The 14,615-nt window shown below is 76.2% G+C and carries 8 protein-coding genes and 1 pseudogene; 5 read left to right on the top strand and 4 right to left on the bottom strand.

Going from position 1 to position 14,615, the window contains the following annotated elements:
• Positions 1 to 171: 171 nt before the first annotated feature.
• Positions 172 to 1,839: an alpha/beta fold hydrolase gene (locus ACIQUR_RS31860; RefSeq protein WP_403671895.1), complete on the bottom strand. Its 1,668-nt coding sequence runs from the start codon at positions 1,837 to 1,839 to the stop codon at positions 172 to 174.
• A gap of 14 nt (positions 1,840 to 1,853) precedes the next feature.
• On the bottom strand, positions 1,854 to 3,383 hold the full coding sequence (locus ACIQUR_RS31855) for an alpha/beta fold hydrolase (protein ID WP_403671892.1): 1,530 nt from the start codon (positions 3,381 to 3,383) through the stop codon (positions 1,854 to 1,856).
• Positions 3,384 to 3,898: 515 nt separating this feature from the next.
• On the opposite strand from ACIQUR_RS31855, the gene ACIQUR_RS31850 reads away from it, so the two are divergent.
• The 4 genes from ACIQUR_RS31850 (at position 3,899) to ACIQUR_RS31835 (ending at position 11,785) form a co-directional block, all read left to right on the top strand.
• On the top strand, positions 3,899 to 7,021 hold the full coding sequence (locus tag ACIQUR_RS31850) for an FG-GAP-like repeat-containing protein (RefSeq protein WP_403671889.1): 3,123 nt from the start codon (positions 3,899 to 3,901) through the stop codon (positions 7,019 to 7,021).
• Between the two features lie 290 nt (positions 7,022 to 7,311).
• The gene (locus tag ACIQUR_RS31845) at positions 7,312 to 8,796 is read left to right on the top strand and encodes a hypothetical protein (protein WP_403671886.1); all 1,485 of its coding nucleotides are present in this window, start codon (positions 7,312 to 7,314) and stop codon (positions 8,794 to 8,796) included.
• Positions 8,797 to 9,044: 248 nt separating this feature from the next.
• The gene (locus tag ACIQUR_RS31840) at positions 9,045 to 10,316 is read left to right on the top strand and encodes an AAA family ATPase (protein ID WP_403671883.1); all 1,272 of its coding nucleotides are present in this window, start codon (positions 9,045 to 9,047) and stop codon (positions 10,314 to 10,316) included.
• 263 nt (positions 10,317 to 10,579) lie between these two features.
• The gene (locus ACIQUR_RS31835; RefSeq protein ID WP_403671919.1) at positions 10,580 to 11,785 is read left to right on the top strand and encodes a VWA-like domain-containing protein; all 1,206 of its coding nucleotides are present in this window, start codon (positions 10,580 to 10,582) and stop codon (positions 11,783 to 11,785) included.
• A 382-nt stretch (positions 11,786 to 12,167) separates the two neighbouring features.
• Here the strand turns inward: ACIQUR_RS31835 and ACIQUR_RS31830 are convergent.
• Positions 12,168 to 12,254 (bottom strand): annotated as a pseudogene (locus ACIQUR_RS31830) (LuxR C-terminal-related transcriptional regulator); the annotation flags it as partial.
• 262 nt (positions 12,255 to 12,516) lie between these two features.
• Between ACIQUR_RS31830 and ACIQUR_RS31825 the strand changes: the two are divergent.
• On the top strand, positions 12,517 to 13,794 hold the full coding sequence (locus ACIQUR_RS31825; RefSeq protein WP_403671880.1) for an alpha/beta hydrolase family protein: 1,278 nt from the start codon (positions 12,517 to 12,519) through the stop codon (positions 13,792 to 13,794).
• A gap of 34 nt (positions 13,795 to 13,828) precedes the next feature.
• Here the strand turns inward: ACIQUR_RS31825 and ACIQUR_RS31820 are convergent, their stop codons facing one another.
• The gene (locus ACIQUR_RS31820; protein ID WP_403671916.1) at positions 13,829 to 14,545 is read right to left on the bottom strand and encodes a TetR/AcrR family transcriptional regulator; all 717 of its coding nucleotides are present in this window, start codon (positions 14,543 to 14,545) and stop codon (positions 13,829 to 13,831) included.
• Between the last annotated feature and the right edge of the window lie 70 nt (positions 14,546 to 14,615).

The raw sequence follows: 14,615 nt of genomic DNA, 5'->3' as shown, positions 1-14,615 counted from the left end.
CGACCTGTTCTCGGTCCTCATGGGCGAAGACGTCGAAGCACGGCGCTCCTTCATCCAGCGCAACGCCAAGGACGTCCGCTTCCTCGACATCTGAGCCGTGTGCCGCCCGGGCCCGCATCCTCGCAGGGGAGGATGCGGGCCCGGGCGGCTGCGGTGGCGTGCGGGGGGGGCTTACGGTGCGGTCTCGAACCGCGGCGGCCGGAGCCCCGCGAGGCACCCGGTGTCCGGGGAATCCGGACGCTCGAAGAACGACGTGGTGATCGTCTGCGCGCACGCCGAGTCCGCGAACACCACGTGGGCGACGTACGGCACCGTCACGACCGTGGAGCGCGACAGCGTACGGGCGACGTACGCACCGTTGCTCGGCGCCGTCTGCGCGTCGAACCCGCCGGACAGCGCCAGCGTCGGGATGTCGCTCCGCGTCACGTCCCGGATCCAGGGCGGCGCCGGCGGCACGTCCCAGGCGCGGCAGTCGTCGTGCAGCCAGGCGAGCTGCGGGGCGTTGGGCAGCATCGATTCCGGGAACGTCGGGAATGCGCGCCGCCCGCCCCGGACGACGTCGGCCCGGCTCTCGTACGGCGTCCACTGGCTGCAGAACACGCCGTACACCAGCCCGTGGGAGACCCGTCCGATGGCCGCGGGGCTGTACTTGCCGCCCGCGAGCTGCTCGGCGATCCGCTGCCCGTTGCCGTGGGCCAGCTCGTCGATGGACCGCGGCACCCCCTCCGCCAGGTGGCTGGCGAAGGTCAGCCAGGTGACGAGCTGGCTCCCGTCCAGTACGACGTCCACCGGCTCGGGGCGGCCCGGCACGGTGACGGTGACGGTGAGCGGGTCCGCCTCCAGCTCACTGACGAGGCGGAGGAAGGTGGCCTTCAGGTTCGGGTAGCGGCTGTCGCAGGCGGGCTGCTCCTCGCAGGCCCTGAAGATGCCGTCGAAGCCCTCGCGCGCCGCCTTCCAGGTGTTGGCCCCGCCGGCGATGGACGGCGGCAGGATGCCGTCGATGCCGACCGAGCGGATGCCCTTCGGGTGCAGGCGCATGTAGTTGAGCGCCAGGTGGGTGCCGTAGGAGATGCCGAAGACGTTCCACTTCCGCACACCCAGCGTCCTGCGCAGGGCGTCGTAGTCGGCCGAACTCTCGATGTCGTTGTACGCGCTGCGGTCGGCCTTGGCGTCCACGCCGTCGCGGCACTCCCGGGTCGCCTCGACGTGCAGCCGCCGGGTGGACCGCGCGTTGGAGACCAGGCTCAGGGCGCGGGCGTTGAACAGGTCGATGTTCGGGCAGGTGAGCACCGGGTCGGCCGAGTAGGTGCTCCGCTGGGACATGAAGACCACGTCGCGGTCGCGGTTCAGCCGGCCGGCGAGCGCCATCGGGATCTCGGAGACCGCGTCGTCGCCGGGTCCGCCGGCGAACCACACGATCGGGTCGGGCGCCGGGCTGCTGCGCTCCGCGGGCATGATCGCGACGGCGAGCTCGATCGTGCGTCCCCCGTGGCCCCCTCCGCCCCTCGGACCCTCGGGCCTCGCGGGCTTCTCGAACTCCTCGGACTTCTCGGGCTTCTTGGCGCCGGAGCGCTTCTCGGGCACGGTCAGCGTGCCGCAGCGGGCGCGCGCGAGCTCGGGGATCGGATCCGCCGTCCTGGGGCAGGGTCCCGGCTCGTAGCGGGCGTCGCCCACGGCACGGGCGACCGTGCCGATCGGGCCGACCGTGCCGTCGGTGCCGGACACGGCGCGGGCGGGCAGCGCGGCCAGGCCGACGACGAGGGCGCCGGCCGTGGCGCCGGCCAGCGTGGCCGGGAACCGTCGCGCGGGGCGCCGGCCGGATGTGGTGCTTCGGGGCATCGGACGTACTCCGGTCAGGGGATGATGGTGAACGGCTTGGGGACGACTCCCGGCACGCAGCCGGTGTCGGGCGCGGTCGGCCGCGTCAGGAACGACACCAGGACCGACGCGGCGCAGGGGTTCTGCGGAACCACCCAGTGGGTGATGCCGGACACCACCACGGAGGTCGAGCGGGGCAGCGTACGGCCGGCGTACGGCCCCCAGCTCGCCCCGGTCTTGGCGTCGAAGGTGCCGGTGACGATCAGCGCGGGCACCTTGCTGTGGGTGGCCACCCGCTGCACGGCGGTACGGTCCGGGACCTTCCAGGCGCGGCACAGGTCGTGCTCGAAGGGCAGTTGCGGCGCATGGGCCAGCACCGAGTCCGGGAAGCCGGGGAAGGCCCGGCGACCCGCCTCCAGCACGTCCCGCTTCGAGTGGCCCGGCGCCCACTCCGCACAGGCCACCGAGTGCGTCAGCCCGTGGGCGAACTCGCCGACGGCGGGGGTGGCACCGGCCGCCTGGGCCCGCGCGAGGCGCTCGGGATGGCCGGCGGCGAGCTCGTACAGCGCCGCGGGCACGTCGGCGGACGGGACCAGCCGGCCGTTGGCGACCAGCAGGTTGACCAGCGCGCCCCCGTCGAGGACGACCTTCACGGGGGTCCCGCCACCGGGCGGCGGCACCGTCAGCGCGAGGGGGTTCGCCTCCAGTCGGCGTACCTGCTCGGTGAGCGTGCGGGACAGGTCCGGGTAGCGGGCCTTGCAGGCGGGCTGGGCCGCACACGCCGCGAAGATCGCCTCGATCCCCTCCCGGGCGCTGTCCCAGGCCCACGGCAGGCTCACGATCTGCGGCGGGACGACGGAGTCGACGGCCAGCGACCGGACGCCCCGGGGGTGCCGGCGCAGGTAGGTGAGGCCCAGGTCGGTGCCGTACGAGTACCCGTAGACGTTCCACTTCCTGATGCCCAGCGCCGTGCGGAGGGCGGCGAAGTCCGCCGCGTTCTCGAAGGTGTTGTACGCCGAGAGGTCGATGCCCCCGGCCACCAGGCGGTCCCGGCACTCCTTCGCCGCGCGCACCAGCCCGCGTCCGGTGGACGGAGCGTCGTACGGCAGGCCCACGGCGGTCGCGTTGAACCGGTCCAGCTCCGGGCAGGCGAGGCTCGGCTGCGAGTGGAGCGTGCCGCGCTGGGCCACGACGATCAGGTCACGGTCGCCGTTCACCCCGGAGCCGACGAGGAACGGGATGGCCCCGAAGGCGTCGCCGCCGGGGCCCCCTTCCATGAAGACCACGGGATCCGGCGCGGGTGTCCGCGACATCGCCGGGATGACGGCGACGGCCAGCCGGACGGTCCGGCCCGTGCGGCGCTCGCGGTTCTCCGGTACCTCCAGGAACCCGCACGTCCCGGGCACCGGCTCCGGCGTCTGCGGACAGGGCGCGGGCACGAACCGCGCGGGGTGCCCGGCCGGCGGCGGCCCGTTGGCGGGCGACGACTGCGCGCTGCCCGGTGCGGTCCCGACCGCGCCGAGGACGGCCAGACCCGCCGCGACGAGTGCCGCCTTCGTCCGCACGCCCCGCCCGGACCGCCGGAGGAGGCGCCGGTCCCGGCTCCGTACGGGCGCCCCGGTCCCGGAAGGGGCGTGCCGGGGCCCGGGACCGATGTCGTGTTCCGCCATGTGATCTCGTCTCTCTGGCGTCCCCGACCGCTCCGGACGGGGACGGTGGGCATGGGTGCGCCTGCCGCACGGCGGAGCAGGAGCGCGTACGCCAGCCTGCGTTCGGGCAGGGGCGCCCACCACTTGTCGCCTCCACTTGGAGCAGCACCGCCCCGCCTGGAGCGGCACCGCCGCGCTTGGAGCAGTCCCGCCCGGCCTGGACCGGCACCCCCCCCCGCACCCGGGTCCGCCTCCGCCGTCCCCCGTCACCCGGCCGCGCCGGGCCGGCCGGCGGCGTTCGAAAACTCGTCGGGATTCCCGTACAACCCTCGCCGGTGGGCGGGTGTCTCATGCGGTGGGTCCACACGGTGAACGTGATCGCGTGCCTTCCGGCCGGGACCCGCGAACCACGTCCCGATCCTGGGGGGATCTTGTCCCGACGCACCACCGTCCGCCGCGCGTCCGTCCGCCGCAGCGTGACCCTGCTCGCCTGCCTCGCAGCCGTGGCCGGCACGGCCCCGCTGCTGGCCCTCCCGGCCACCGCCACCGCCGCGGACGCCGCCCCGGCCCCCGAACTGGTCCTCGACCTGCCGGGGAAGGCCGAGGCCCGCCGCGAGCAGGTCCTGGCCACCGACCACCACGGGTACACCCACCGGGCCATCGGCAGCGACGCCGTGGTCAGGACCGACTGGTCCACCGGAGTCACCACCCCGGTCACCCACGCGGACGGCAGCCCCGTGACCGTGACCGGCGGACCCTGCGCCGACGTGTGGGCGGGCTGCCTGCCCGGCTGGTACGGCCAGGCGGCCAACGGCGTCGCCGTCCCCGACGGCAGCGAGCCGAAGACCGTCACCGTGTGGCACGACGGCAACCGCAGCACCGTCGACCTCGCGGGCGGCCGGTACATCGGCCTCTACGGCGTGACCGTGCTCACCGGCGGCCCCGACGGCACCGGCGCCGTGCTGCTGGCCGGGAAGGACGGCGGGCAGACCCCCCGTACCGTGACCGGCGTGCCCGACGGCGCCCGCCTCCAGCGCGGCGCGCAGGGCGACGCCGACGGCGCGGCCGTGGTCTACCAGCTGGCCGACGGCACCCACGGACTCGGGTACGTCGACTTCGCCACCGCCGCCTTCACCACCGTCTTCGCGGACCTCGGCACCGTCTCCTTCTCCCGCCCGCTGCCCCTGCTCGGCCCGGGCGGCGTGGGCTACGCGTACGGCACCGGCGTGAAGGTCAGGCCGCGCGCCGACCTCGCCGCGCCCGCCCGCGAGACCACCCTCGTCGCCGCGGCCACCACCGCGGCACTCAGCGGGGACTGGGTGGTCACCCAGTTCGCCGCGCGCGGCACCACGTCCCTCTCCGCCACCTCCCTCGCCGACGGCACCCGCCGCGTGCTGCTGAACAGCAGCCACGTCGGCCTCGCCGCCACCCCCGGCGCCGGGCTCCTGGTGACGGGCGGCACGGACGGCAACGACTGGTGGTTCAAGCACGTCAACCCGGGCCCGGACGGCCCGGTCGTGTACGAACGCGCGAAGATCGCCCCGTACGCGTACCCCAAGACGGCCATGAGCCTGAGCCGCGGCACCCTGCGCGTGGCCGAGAACGACAAGGGCACCGACCAGCACCGCACGTCGGTCTGGAACCTCACCGCGGCCGCCGGCGGCACGGTCACCGCCTCCGCCCGCACCGACGGCCGGACCGCCCCGGCCGGAGCCGGCCTGTGGGGCAACTCCGGCACCGGCGGCGACGTCGTCCTGGGCCGGGGCACAGTGGACCCCGAGGGCGCCCCGGCCGACACGGACGAGCTCCAGCAGCTCCGCGAGAACCCGAACACCAGCGGCCACCGGCTCAACTGGGGCACCACCGGCGGCCGCATCGTCGACGTCGCCGACGGGTACGCGGTCTACCGCTCCGGCGGAGCCGCCCCGGCGCAGTACGCCGACCGGTTCGGCTACCAGAAGACGCCGGCGGTCAAGCGCACCCCGGGCGCGGCCGCGCTGAACGGCCCGCTCCTGTGGAGCGCCACCACCACCCCGGGCCGCCTCACCACGTACCACCTGAACACCGGGAAGACCGCGACGGTCGACGTCCCGGCCGCCAGCTGCGTCCCCACCGAACTCCAGGCCGCCGGCCGCTGGCTCTACTGGAGCTGCGGCACGGTGACCGCCGGCGTGTACGACACCGTCGCCCGCACCACGCGCACCGTCACCGGCGGCGACGTCCTGCTCGGCGACGGCTTCACCGTCCGGCACGACGAGGCGGCGGACTCCCTGGTGCTCACCGACGCCGTGACGGGCGAGTCCCGCACCCTGGCGTCCGGCATGCCGGACGGCGCCGCGGGCGAGGACCGGCGCCGCACCTGGACCGTGGACGAGTACACCGGCCTGGTCGCCTGGAACGGCTCCGACGAGCGCATCCGCGTCAAGGCCGTGACCCTGGCCCCCACCGCCCTGAACGTCCTCGACTCGGACGTGGACGCCGACATCCAACTCCGTGGCACCTACCCGACCTGGCACGCCGTCTGGACGGCCAGCCGCCCGGTCGCCGACTGGAAGCTCAGCCTCACCGACCCGGCCGGCACGGTCCTGCGCACCTTCACCGGCGGACCCTCCCAGGGACAGCTCGGCAGCGTCTACTGGGACGGCAGGACCACCTCGGGCGCCCACGCCCCCAACGGCAGGTTCACCTGGACCCTGACCGCCACCCCGCTCGGCGCCGCCACCCCGGTCAGGCTCGCCTCCGGCACCGGTACCGTGCGCGACGGGTCCGCGGTCCGCGGCGACTTCGGCCACGCGGGCGGCCCGCCGGACGGCATCGGCGACGCGATGGGCCTCACCTCCGGCGGCACCCTGCGCACCATCTACGGCAACTCCGCCTCCGGCGCCTGGAACGGCACCACCAGCAGCACCGGATGGGCGGGCGGGACCCGCGTCGTGCCCTTCGGCGACCTCACCGGCGACCGCTGCAACGACGTCCTGGTCCGCACCCCGGCCGGTGAACTGCGCCGCTACGCCCCGGCCTGCGGAAAGCAGCTGACCACCGGCACCGCGTACAAGGTCCTCGGCCCCGGCTGGAACCAGTACGACGTGCTCACCTCGCCCGGCGACGTCACCGGGGACAAGCGGCCCGACCTGATCGCCCGCAACCCCTCGACCGGCGCGCTCTACCTCTACCCGGCGACCAGCACCGGCATCCTCGGCACGCGCACCCTGCTCGCCGGCACGTACAAGGGCTACAAGCGCATCACGGGCGCCGGTGACCTGAACGGCGACGGCCACGGCGACCTGGTCCTGCACGACACGGGCAACGAGCTGTGGCGCATGAACGGCCTGGGCGGCGGCAAGTTCGCCGCCCGCGTCAAGCTCGCGGACGACTGGGGCACCGCCTACAACACCCTGGCCGGGGTGGGCGACCTGACCGGCGACGGCCGGCCGGACCTGATCGCCCGCGACACCGCGGGCGTCGTCTGGCGCTACGCGGGCACCGGCAAGGGCACCTTCGGCTCCCGTGTCCGGATCGCCACCGGCTGGCAGGTCTACAGCACCGTCTCCTGACGATCCCGACGTCCACGGCCGCCGCGGCGTTCCGGCAGGCGCCGGAGCCGCCGTCGGCGCCGTCGGCGGCTGCCGCGGTGGCCTGGACGCCGGCGCCCCTCACCCCCCGGTCTCACACTGCCGCCACCCTGGCACAGCGCCCGGCGGCCCGTGGGACGTTCCCGACCGTCGGCAGGTCGGCCGCCCGCAATACGCGGCTGACAGATCGACAACGGGCTGCCTATGATGATGTTGATGATGAACTTCACCTCTTCCGGATTGGGGGAATCGTCCGCGCAAGGTGAGTGCTGATGGCACTTCACTCCGCGGAAGCGATTTCCACCCACCTGCTGATGTGGCGGCGCGTACGTGAGTACGCCGTCCCACCGTCCATGATCGAGAAGGCGGCCGCACGAAGTGCGGCCGGCGACTGGGCGGGGGCCTGCGCCGCCGCCCGGATCGACGTCGACCTCGATCTGCGCGCCGTGCGCCACCGCCACGGCACCGACCTCACCACCCGCGTGCGGGCCGACCTGCGTCGGCTGGCACCCGACCTGCTGCGCTGGCACATGCCCCGGATCGCCCCCGACGGGCGGCTCCGGCCCGGTCTCACCCTGGCACTGGCCCGCTACGACAACCCCGGCACCGCGGCCGTCCGGCTCGTGGTGCGGACGCCGCCGGCCTGGGCGGACGCCGGCCAGCGGATGTCCCTCGCCCTCTGGGAGGCGGACGGTGACGAGGCCTTCGGGCACCATCCGCACCCCCGCCCCGACCGGCGCTTCCGGCTCGACCTGCACCGCCACCTCTGGGACGGGACGCGCAGCGGCGACCTGGCCGGCCGGCACGCGGCCGCGGGGGATCCGTACGCGCCGGGCCCCCCGGAACGTTCGGAGCGGCCGGAACACCACGGGCGGCCGGCCGGCCACGAGCCCTGGCCGCCGCCCCACTGGGCGGCCGAGGCGGAGCGGCTGCTGCGCGCGGAAGGCCGCCCGCGCGGGGCCCTCACCGTACGCACCGGCGTCCGCAGCCAGGCCGTGCTCGAACTGGTCGCTCCGGACGACAGCCACGTCCCGGAGCTGCGGCCGGTACGCGACCTCCCGCGCCGGCACGAGACCGCGGCCCTCCCGGTCCTCCCGGACGCCGCGGCACGGCCCCTGCCCGACCTGGAACTGCTGCGGGCCGGCCTCCTCACGGCCGACCGCCTGCACCCCCTGGTCGCGGCGGCGCTGACGGGCCCGGCGGACACGGCGCGGGCACCGGGGGCGCGTACGCCGGCCGTTCCGCCGGGACCCGCCGACACGATCGTCGGCGGCACGGACCCGAACCGGGTCGCGTGCTCGGGGCAGGTCCACCGGATCGAGCTGCGGAACGGCGTGCTCGCGGCGGTCGACCACGACCCGGCCCAACTGGCGCGCGAGGCACTCCTCGTGGCCCTCGGCGGGCCCGGCCTGCCCTGCCTGCGGGCGATCGACACGGCGCACCGGACCCCCGAAGCGCTGCCCTCGGTCCGGGAACGGCTCGCCCACGGCGACGTGCACGGCGCCCTCGCCGTGCTGGAAGGGCTGCTCGGTCCCGCCGCGGTCCTCCGCGAAGGGCCCCTGCGGGACGCCCTCGACGCGGCGGTCGCCGGCCGGCTGGACCACGGGCGGTTCCGCTCGGGTCTGGTACTCCGGCACCCGGCCGCGGACGTGGGGGTGGACGCCGGCCGCAGGCCGCGGATCGACCGCCGGGTGCCGCAGCCGATCCGCAGCAAGCGGGGTGCCCGATCCCGGCCCCGGACGGGCCTGCCCGGCTGACGGCGCCCCGGCACCCGCCGGCCGCGGCTCCGCCGGGACCACGCCCCGAACGCCACCCGCCCACGCCCCGAACTCCCCACCTGTACGCCCGGAACACGATCCCCCACGCCCGGAACGCCACACCCTCACGCCCGGTGTTCCCCGTGCCACCCCGGAACCGCCCGTACCCCGGCGCGCCCCGCGCCGCTCCACGACCTCAACTCCCCAGGACGGCCCCTCCCGTCCCCGAACCGCACCAGGTGATGCCCATGACTCCCAGCACCCTCCTCTCCGAGCCGGCCGTGCTGCCGGCCACCCGCTCCCAGCTCGCCCTCGCGGGGGACCTGCTGGCCCTGCTCCGGACGACGACCACCGAACCGCGCCCCGACGATCAGTTGGAGGCGCTCACCCTGGCCGTCGCCGCCGACCTGCCCGTCCTGCTGTGGGGCGAGCCCGGCATCGGCAAGACCGCGGCGCTGACCCAGCTCGCCGCCTCCCTCGACCTGCCGCTCACCACCGTGATCGCCAGCGTCCACGAGCCGACGGACTTCTCCGGACTGCCTGTCGTCGGCGACGACCCGGCGGTGAACGGGGTGCCCATGGCCCCGCCGCAGTGGGCCGTGGAGCTGGTGCGCGCCGGGCGCGGGCTGCTCTTCCTCGACGAGCTCTCCACCGCGACGCCGGCCGTCCAGGCAGCCCTGCTGCGGGTCGTCCTCGAACGGAAGGTGGGCGCCCTGCAACTCCCGCCCGGCGTACGCATCGTGGCCGCGGCCAACCCCCGCGCCTCGGCGGCGGACGGCTGGGAGCTGAGCCCGCCGCTGGCCAACCGGTTCGTGCACCTGTACTGGGTGCACGACCGGGACGTGGTGGTGCGCGGCCTCGGCGGCGTCTGGCCGCGCGCGGACCTGCCCCGGCTGGATCCGGCGGGGCTGCCGGAGGCGGTGGCCTTCGCCCGGCGTGCGGTGTGCGGCTTCCTCCACGCCCGGCCGACGCTCATCCACCGGCTGCCGACCACCGAGACGCGGCGCGGGGGCGCCTGGCCCTCGCCGCGCAGCTGGGAGGCGGCGATGACGCTGCTGGCCTTCGGCACGGCGGCGGACGTCTCCCGGGAGGTGCTGGCGCTGCTGGTCCGGGGCGCGGTCGGGGACGGGCCGGGGCTCGAACTCCTGGCCCACATCGACCGGATGGAGCTGCCGGACCCGGACGCGCTGCTGGCCGACCCGGCCCGCGCCGACCTCCCGGAGCGCGGCGACCTGCGGCAGGCCACCCTGGAGGCGGTGGTGGCCGCCGTCGGTGCCCGCCCCGAGCGGGAGCGCTGGGACGCGGCCTGGGCGGTGCTGGTCAGGGCGCTGGAGACCGGTACGCCCGACCTGCTGGTCGGCCCGGCGAAGGCGCTGGCCGGGCTGCGGCGCGACGGCTGGGAGGTGCCCGAGGCGGTGGAGCGGCTGGCCGGCGTAGTCGGTCTCGCCAAGCGGGCGCAGGACTCCGTGGCCCGCACCGCGGCAGCCGCCGCTTCCCGTGCGGCGGGTGGACGCCGATGACCGGAGACGTGACCGGAGACGTGCGGAACCCGGTGCCGCCGACGGCGGGCGCCCGCGAGCCGGCGGTGCGGGCGACCGGGAACACGCGCGAGCCGGTGGGGCCGCCGACGGCGGGCGCCCGCGAACCGGCGGTGCGGGCGACCGGGAACGCCCACCGGCCCGCGCCGCGCCCCCTCCCGCGCCCGATGGCCCCGCCACCACCCCCGCGTCCCGTCCGGGCGTCCGACCCGGGCCGGCCGCCCGGCCCCGCCGTCCGGCTCGACCTGGACAAGCTGCTGGCCGCCCGGCTGTACGCGGCCGAGGTGCGCCCGTACCTCGCCGGCGCGCTGTTCGCGCTGCACCTCGTGGAGGACCCGTCGGTGCCGACCATGGCGGTGGACGCGTACTGGCGCTGCTACGCCTCGCCCTCGTTCGTCGCCCGCACCCCACTGGAGGAGCTCGCCGGGGTCTGGGTGCACGAGGTCTCGCACCTCCTCCGGGACCACCACGGGCGGAGCGAGCGCCACGCACGGGAGAACGGGGAACAGGGTCCGGGCGCCCGGCTGCGGCAGAACATCGCGGCCGACCTGGAGATCAACGACGACATCTACGGCGACGGCCTGCCGAGGCCGGCCGGGGCGGTGCGGCCGGGCATGCTGGGCCTGCCCGACGGCCTGCTGATGGAGGAGTACCTGCGGCAGTTCTCCACGGCCGGCCGCACGCCGGGCCTGGCCTGGCTCGACTGCGGCAGCGGCGCCGACGGCCGGGCGCGGCCCTGGGAGCTCGGGCCCGACGGGTCCCACGGCCTGAGCCGCCAGCAGCGGGACGCGGTGCGCTTCCGGGTCGCCGAGGCGATCAGCGGCCGCCCGGGCGACGCGCCGGAAGGGTGGCGGCGGTGGGCCGACGAGGCCTTCCATCCGCCGCAGCCGTGGCGGCAGCTGCTCGGCGCGGCGGTCCGCGCGGCCGCGGGCGGTCCGGGCGCGGGGGAGGACCACAGCTACCGGCGCCCCTCCCGGCGCTCCGCCGGCGTCCCCGGCGTGGTGCTGCCGAGCCTCCGACGGATGCCGCCCCGGGTGTGCGTGGTCATCGACACCTCAGGCTCGGTCAGCGACGCCGAACTCGGCAGCGCGCTGCTGGAGGTGGCCGCGATCTCGCGTGCGGTCGGCGGGCGGCGCGACCTGGTCTCGGTGATCTCCTGCGACGCCGCCGCGGGGGTCGCCGTACCGCTGTGCCGCGCCGAGAACATCGAACTCGTCGGAGGCGGCGGTACGGACCTGCGCTCGGGTTTCGCCCGGGCGCTCCGCTCCCGCCCCCGCCCCGACGTGATCGTGGCCCTGACCGACGGCCAGACGCCCTGGCCCTCGGCCCAGCCGCCCTGCCGCACCGTCGTCGGCCTCTTCCCCCGGCCCGCCCACGCGGCCAACGAGGACGACCCCGACTACGTCCCCGACACCCCGCCCCCGTGGGCCCGCGTGGTCCCCATCGGCTGACGCCGCACCGGCGTACGGCCGCCCGCCGGAACCTGTTCCACGCGGGCGAGCTCGGGGACGTGCTGCTCATCTGGAACGCCAAGAGGGCGAGCATGGACGCCGGCTGCTCGATCGACCTCGAGTTCCTCCTCGGCGGGGGACTCGCCGAGACCAGGGCGTCCTCGCCGCCCACCCGGCACCGGAAGCCGCGGAGGCCGACTACTACGCGTAGGCGGGTCGCCCCGGGCCGGGTCGGGCGGCGGTGCACCGCACCGCGGATGGAGGTGATGACCACCGACGCGTGCGCCGGGACCGGGACGCGAGGGTGTGTGCCATGGACATGCTCACGGATCCCATGGAGATCGTCCTGTGGCCGCGGCACGCGCACGACGGCCGGTGGCCGGAGCTTGCGGAAGATGTTCCGCAGGTGCGCGTCGACCGTCCGCGGGCTGAGGAACAGCTTCGCCGCCACCTCCTTGGAGGGGCTTCCCGCCCTGCAGGCTCGCGCGCCGCGCGTCTCCGTACCCGCCGCCGTGTCCGCCCCGGCCGTGTCCGCCCCCGCCATGCCTGCCGGCTCCTCCGCCGGCGGGGCCTTCGTCACGGCGTCCACCTCGTCGAGGCCGCCGAGCAGCACCCGATGGGCGCAGCGGGACCGGGGCGTCCCGGGCCGGCGGGACAGGGGGTTTTCCCCCGCAACTGCCCGGAGGCGCACCGGATGTCGGGGCGGGCGGCGCGTCCGTAGCGTTCCCGGCATGACGACCACGACCCGCACCCCGCACACCCGGAAGGCATGGCTCCGCCGCGCCGCCGCTGCCGTGGCCCTGGCAGCCGTACTCGGCGGCACCGCCGCACCGGCCGCCCTGGCCGCCACACCCGCGCCCATGCCGACGCCGGCGCCCGCCACCCACGCCCCCGCACCCGCCCGGGGCACCCTGACCGGCATCACCCGGCTCGACACCCTCGGCCGCGCCCAGGTCGTCGACGCGCTCGGCACCCTCGGCATCGACCCCGGCACCGTCCGGTACGGCGTCACCGCACACCGCCTCACCTACGCGACCGTCGACCCGTTCGGCCGCCCCACCACCGCCACCGGCCTGCTGGTCCTGCCCCGTGGCGGCCCGCACCGCCTCGACCTGGTCTCCGACACCCACGGCACCGTCGCCCACCGCGACGACGCGCCCTCCGGCGGCGCCGGCTCCAACCGCCTGCTCCCGTACCTGCACGCCTCCGCGGGCCGCGCCGTCGCCGCCCCGGACTACCTGGGCCTCGGCGGCGGTCCGGGCCGCCACCCGTACATGGACACCGCCTCCGCCGTCACCGCCTCCACCGACATGCTGCGCGCCGCCCGCACCGCCGCCGCCCGCCTCGGCCGGCCGCTGACCCGGGACGTGTACGTCACCGGCTTCTCGCAGGGCGGCCAGGTGGCGATGGCCCTGGGCCGCGAACTCCAGTACGGCGGGCACGGCCTCCGCCTGCGCGCACTCGCCCCGATCGCCGGCCCCCACGACCTCCTCGGCTCCGAGATCCCCGGCATCGCCGACGGGCGGGTCGCACCCCGCAGCGCGGTCTACTACCTCTCCTACTTCCTGGCCGCGCAGCACCGCCTGCACCCGCTGTACGAGGACCCCGCCGAGGTCTTCCGCGCGCCCTACGCCCGGTCGGTGGAGGGCCTGTTCGACGGGAGCCACCAGGACGCCGAGATCGTGACCACCCTGCCCGGCACCCTGCGGGAGCTCCTCACCCCGGAGTGGGCCGAGAACGTCCTCGCCCCGCGCGGCGCCCTCCGCACCGCCCTCGCCGCCAACGACGGCGGCTGCGCCTGGCGGCCCGCCGCGCCCGTACGCCTCTACGCGGGCGCCGCCGACACCGACGTACCCATCGCCAACTCCCGCGCCTGCGCCGCCGACCTGGCCCGGCACGGCGCCCGCGCACGCGTCGTCGACCAGGGCCCGGACACGGACCACTTCGGCAGCGCGGTCCGCTCGGCCCCCCAGGTCGTCCGCTGGTTCGACACCCTCGCCACCCGCTAGCCGCCCGGCCGCCCGTGGGGGACCCACGCGCGCGTCAGCCGGTGTCGAGGCCGTCGACCAGGCGGTTGAGGAAGCGGGTGAAGGTGGCCTCGGGGGTGACGGGGCGGCCCGGGGCGGCGAGGGCTTCGGCGAGCTCCGGGTGGTGCCCGTCCGCGGCGACGGCGGCGAGGTAGCGCGCCTCCAGTGCGGCCTGGCCGGGGGACTGCGCGGCCGCCGCCTGCGCGATCTCGTGGCCGACGTGCCCGGCCACGAAGCCCGTGAGCTGGGCGAAGACCTCCAGCTTCGCCGCCCCGTCCAGTCCGGTGGGCCGCAGGGCGGCGAGGACGTGCTCCAGGAAGGCCAGGGTGTTCGGCCCGGGGACGCGGCGCGTGGCCAGCGCGGCCGGCAGCCAGCGGTGGCGCAGCATCAGGGCCCGCTGGAGGTGGGCGACGGCCTTGAGGTCGGCCCGCCAGTCGCCGGTGAGCGTGCCGGTGGCCGGCAGTTCACCGCTGACGTGGTCCACCATCAGGTCCAGCAGCGTCTCCTTGTCGGGGGCGTAGCTGTACAGCGACATGACACCGGCCCCCACCTGCGCGGCGACCTTCCGCATGCTGACCGCCTCCAGCCCCTCCGCGTCCGCGAGGCCGACGGCCGCCGCGGTGATCGCCTCACGGCTGTACGCGGGCCTGCGGCCCCTGCGGGGCTGTTCCGGGCTCAGCCACAGCTGCCGGGGGTCGACGCCCGCGGCGCCGGCCCCTCCGTCACCCGCCATGGTCCACGTTCCTTCCTCGATCGGCCGCTCCTGCGCTGCCCAGTCAAGCATCCCCTATTCTCGTACGCTG

The organism is Streptomyces sp. NPDC101132 (assembly GCF_044759225.1).
Lineage (GTDB): Bacteria > Actinomycetota > Actinomycetes > Streptomycetales > Streptomycetaceae > Streptomyces.
This window is presented reverse-complemented; position numbering and strand designations above follow the sequence as displayed.

Excerpts from the sequence above, each read along its gene's own strand:
- ACIQUR_RS31860 (WP_403671895.1), bottom strand. The coding sequence starts at position 1,839 with ATGCCCCGAAGCACCACATCCGGCCGGCGCCCCGCGCGACGGTTCCCG.
- ACIQUR_RS31845 (WP_403671886.1), top strand. The coding sequence starts at position 7,312 with ATGGCACTTCACTCCGCGGAAGCGATTTCCACCCACCTGCTGATGTGG.
- ACIQUR_RS31840 (WP_403671883.1), top strand. The coding sequence starts at position 9,045 with ATGACTCCCAGCACCCTCCTCTCCGAGCCGGCCGTGCTGCCGGCCACC.
- ACIQUR_RS31825 (WP_403671880.1), top strand. The coding sequence starts at position 12,517 with ATGACGACCACGACCCGCACCCCGCACACCCGGAAGGCATGGCTCCGC.
- ACIQUR_RS31820 (WP_403671916.1), bottom strand. The coding sequence starts at position 14,545 with ATGGCGGGTGACGGAGGGGCCGGCGCCGCGGGCGTCGACCCCCGGCAG.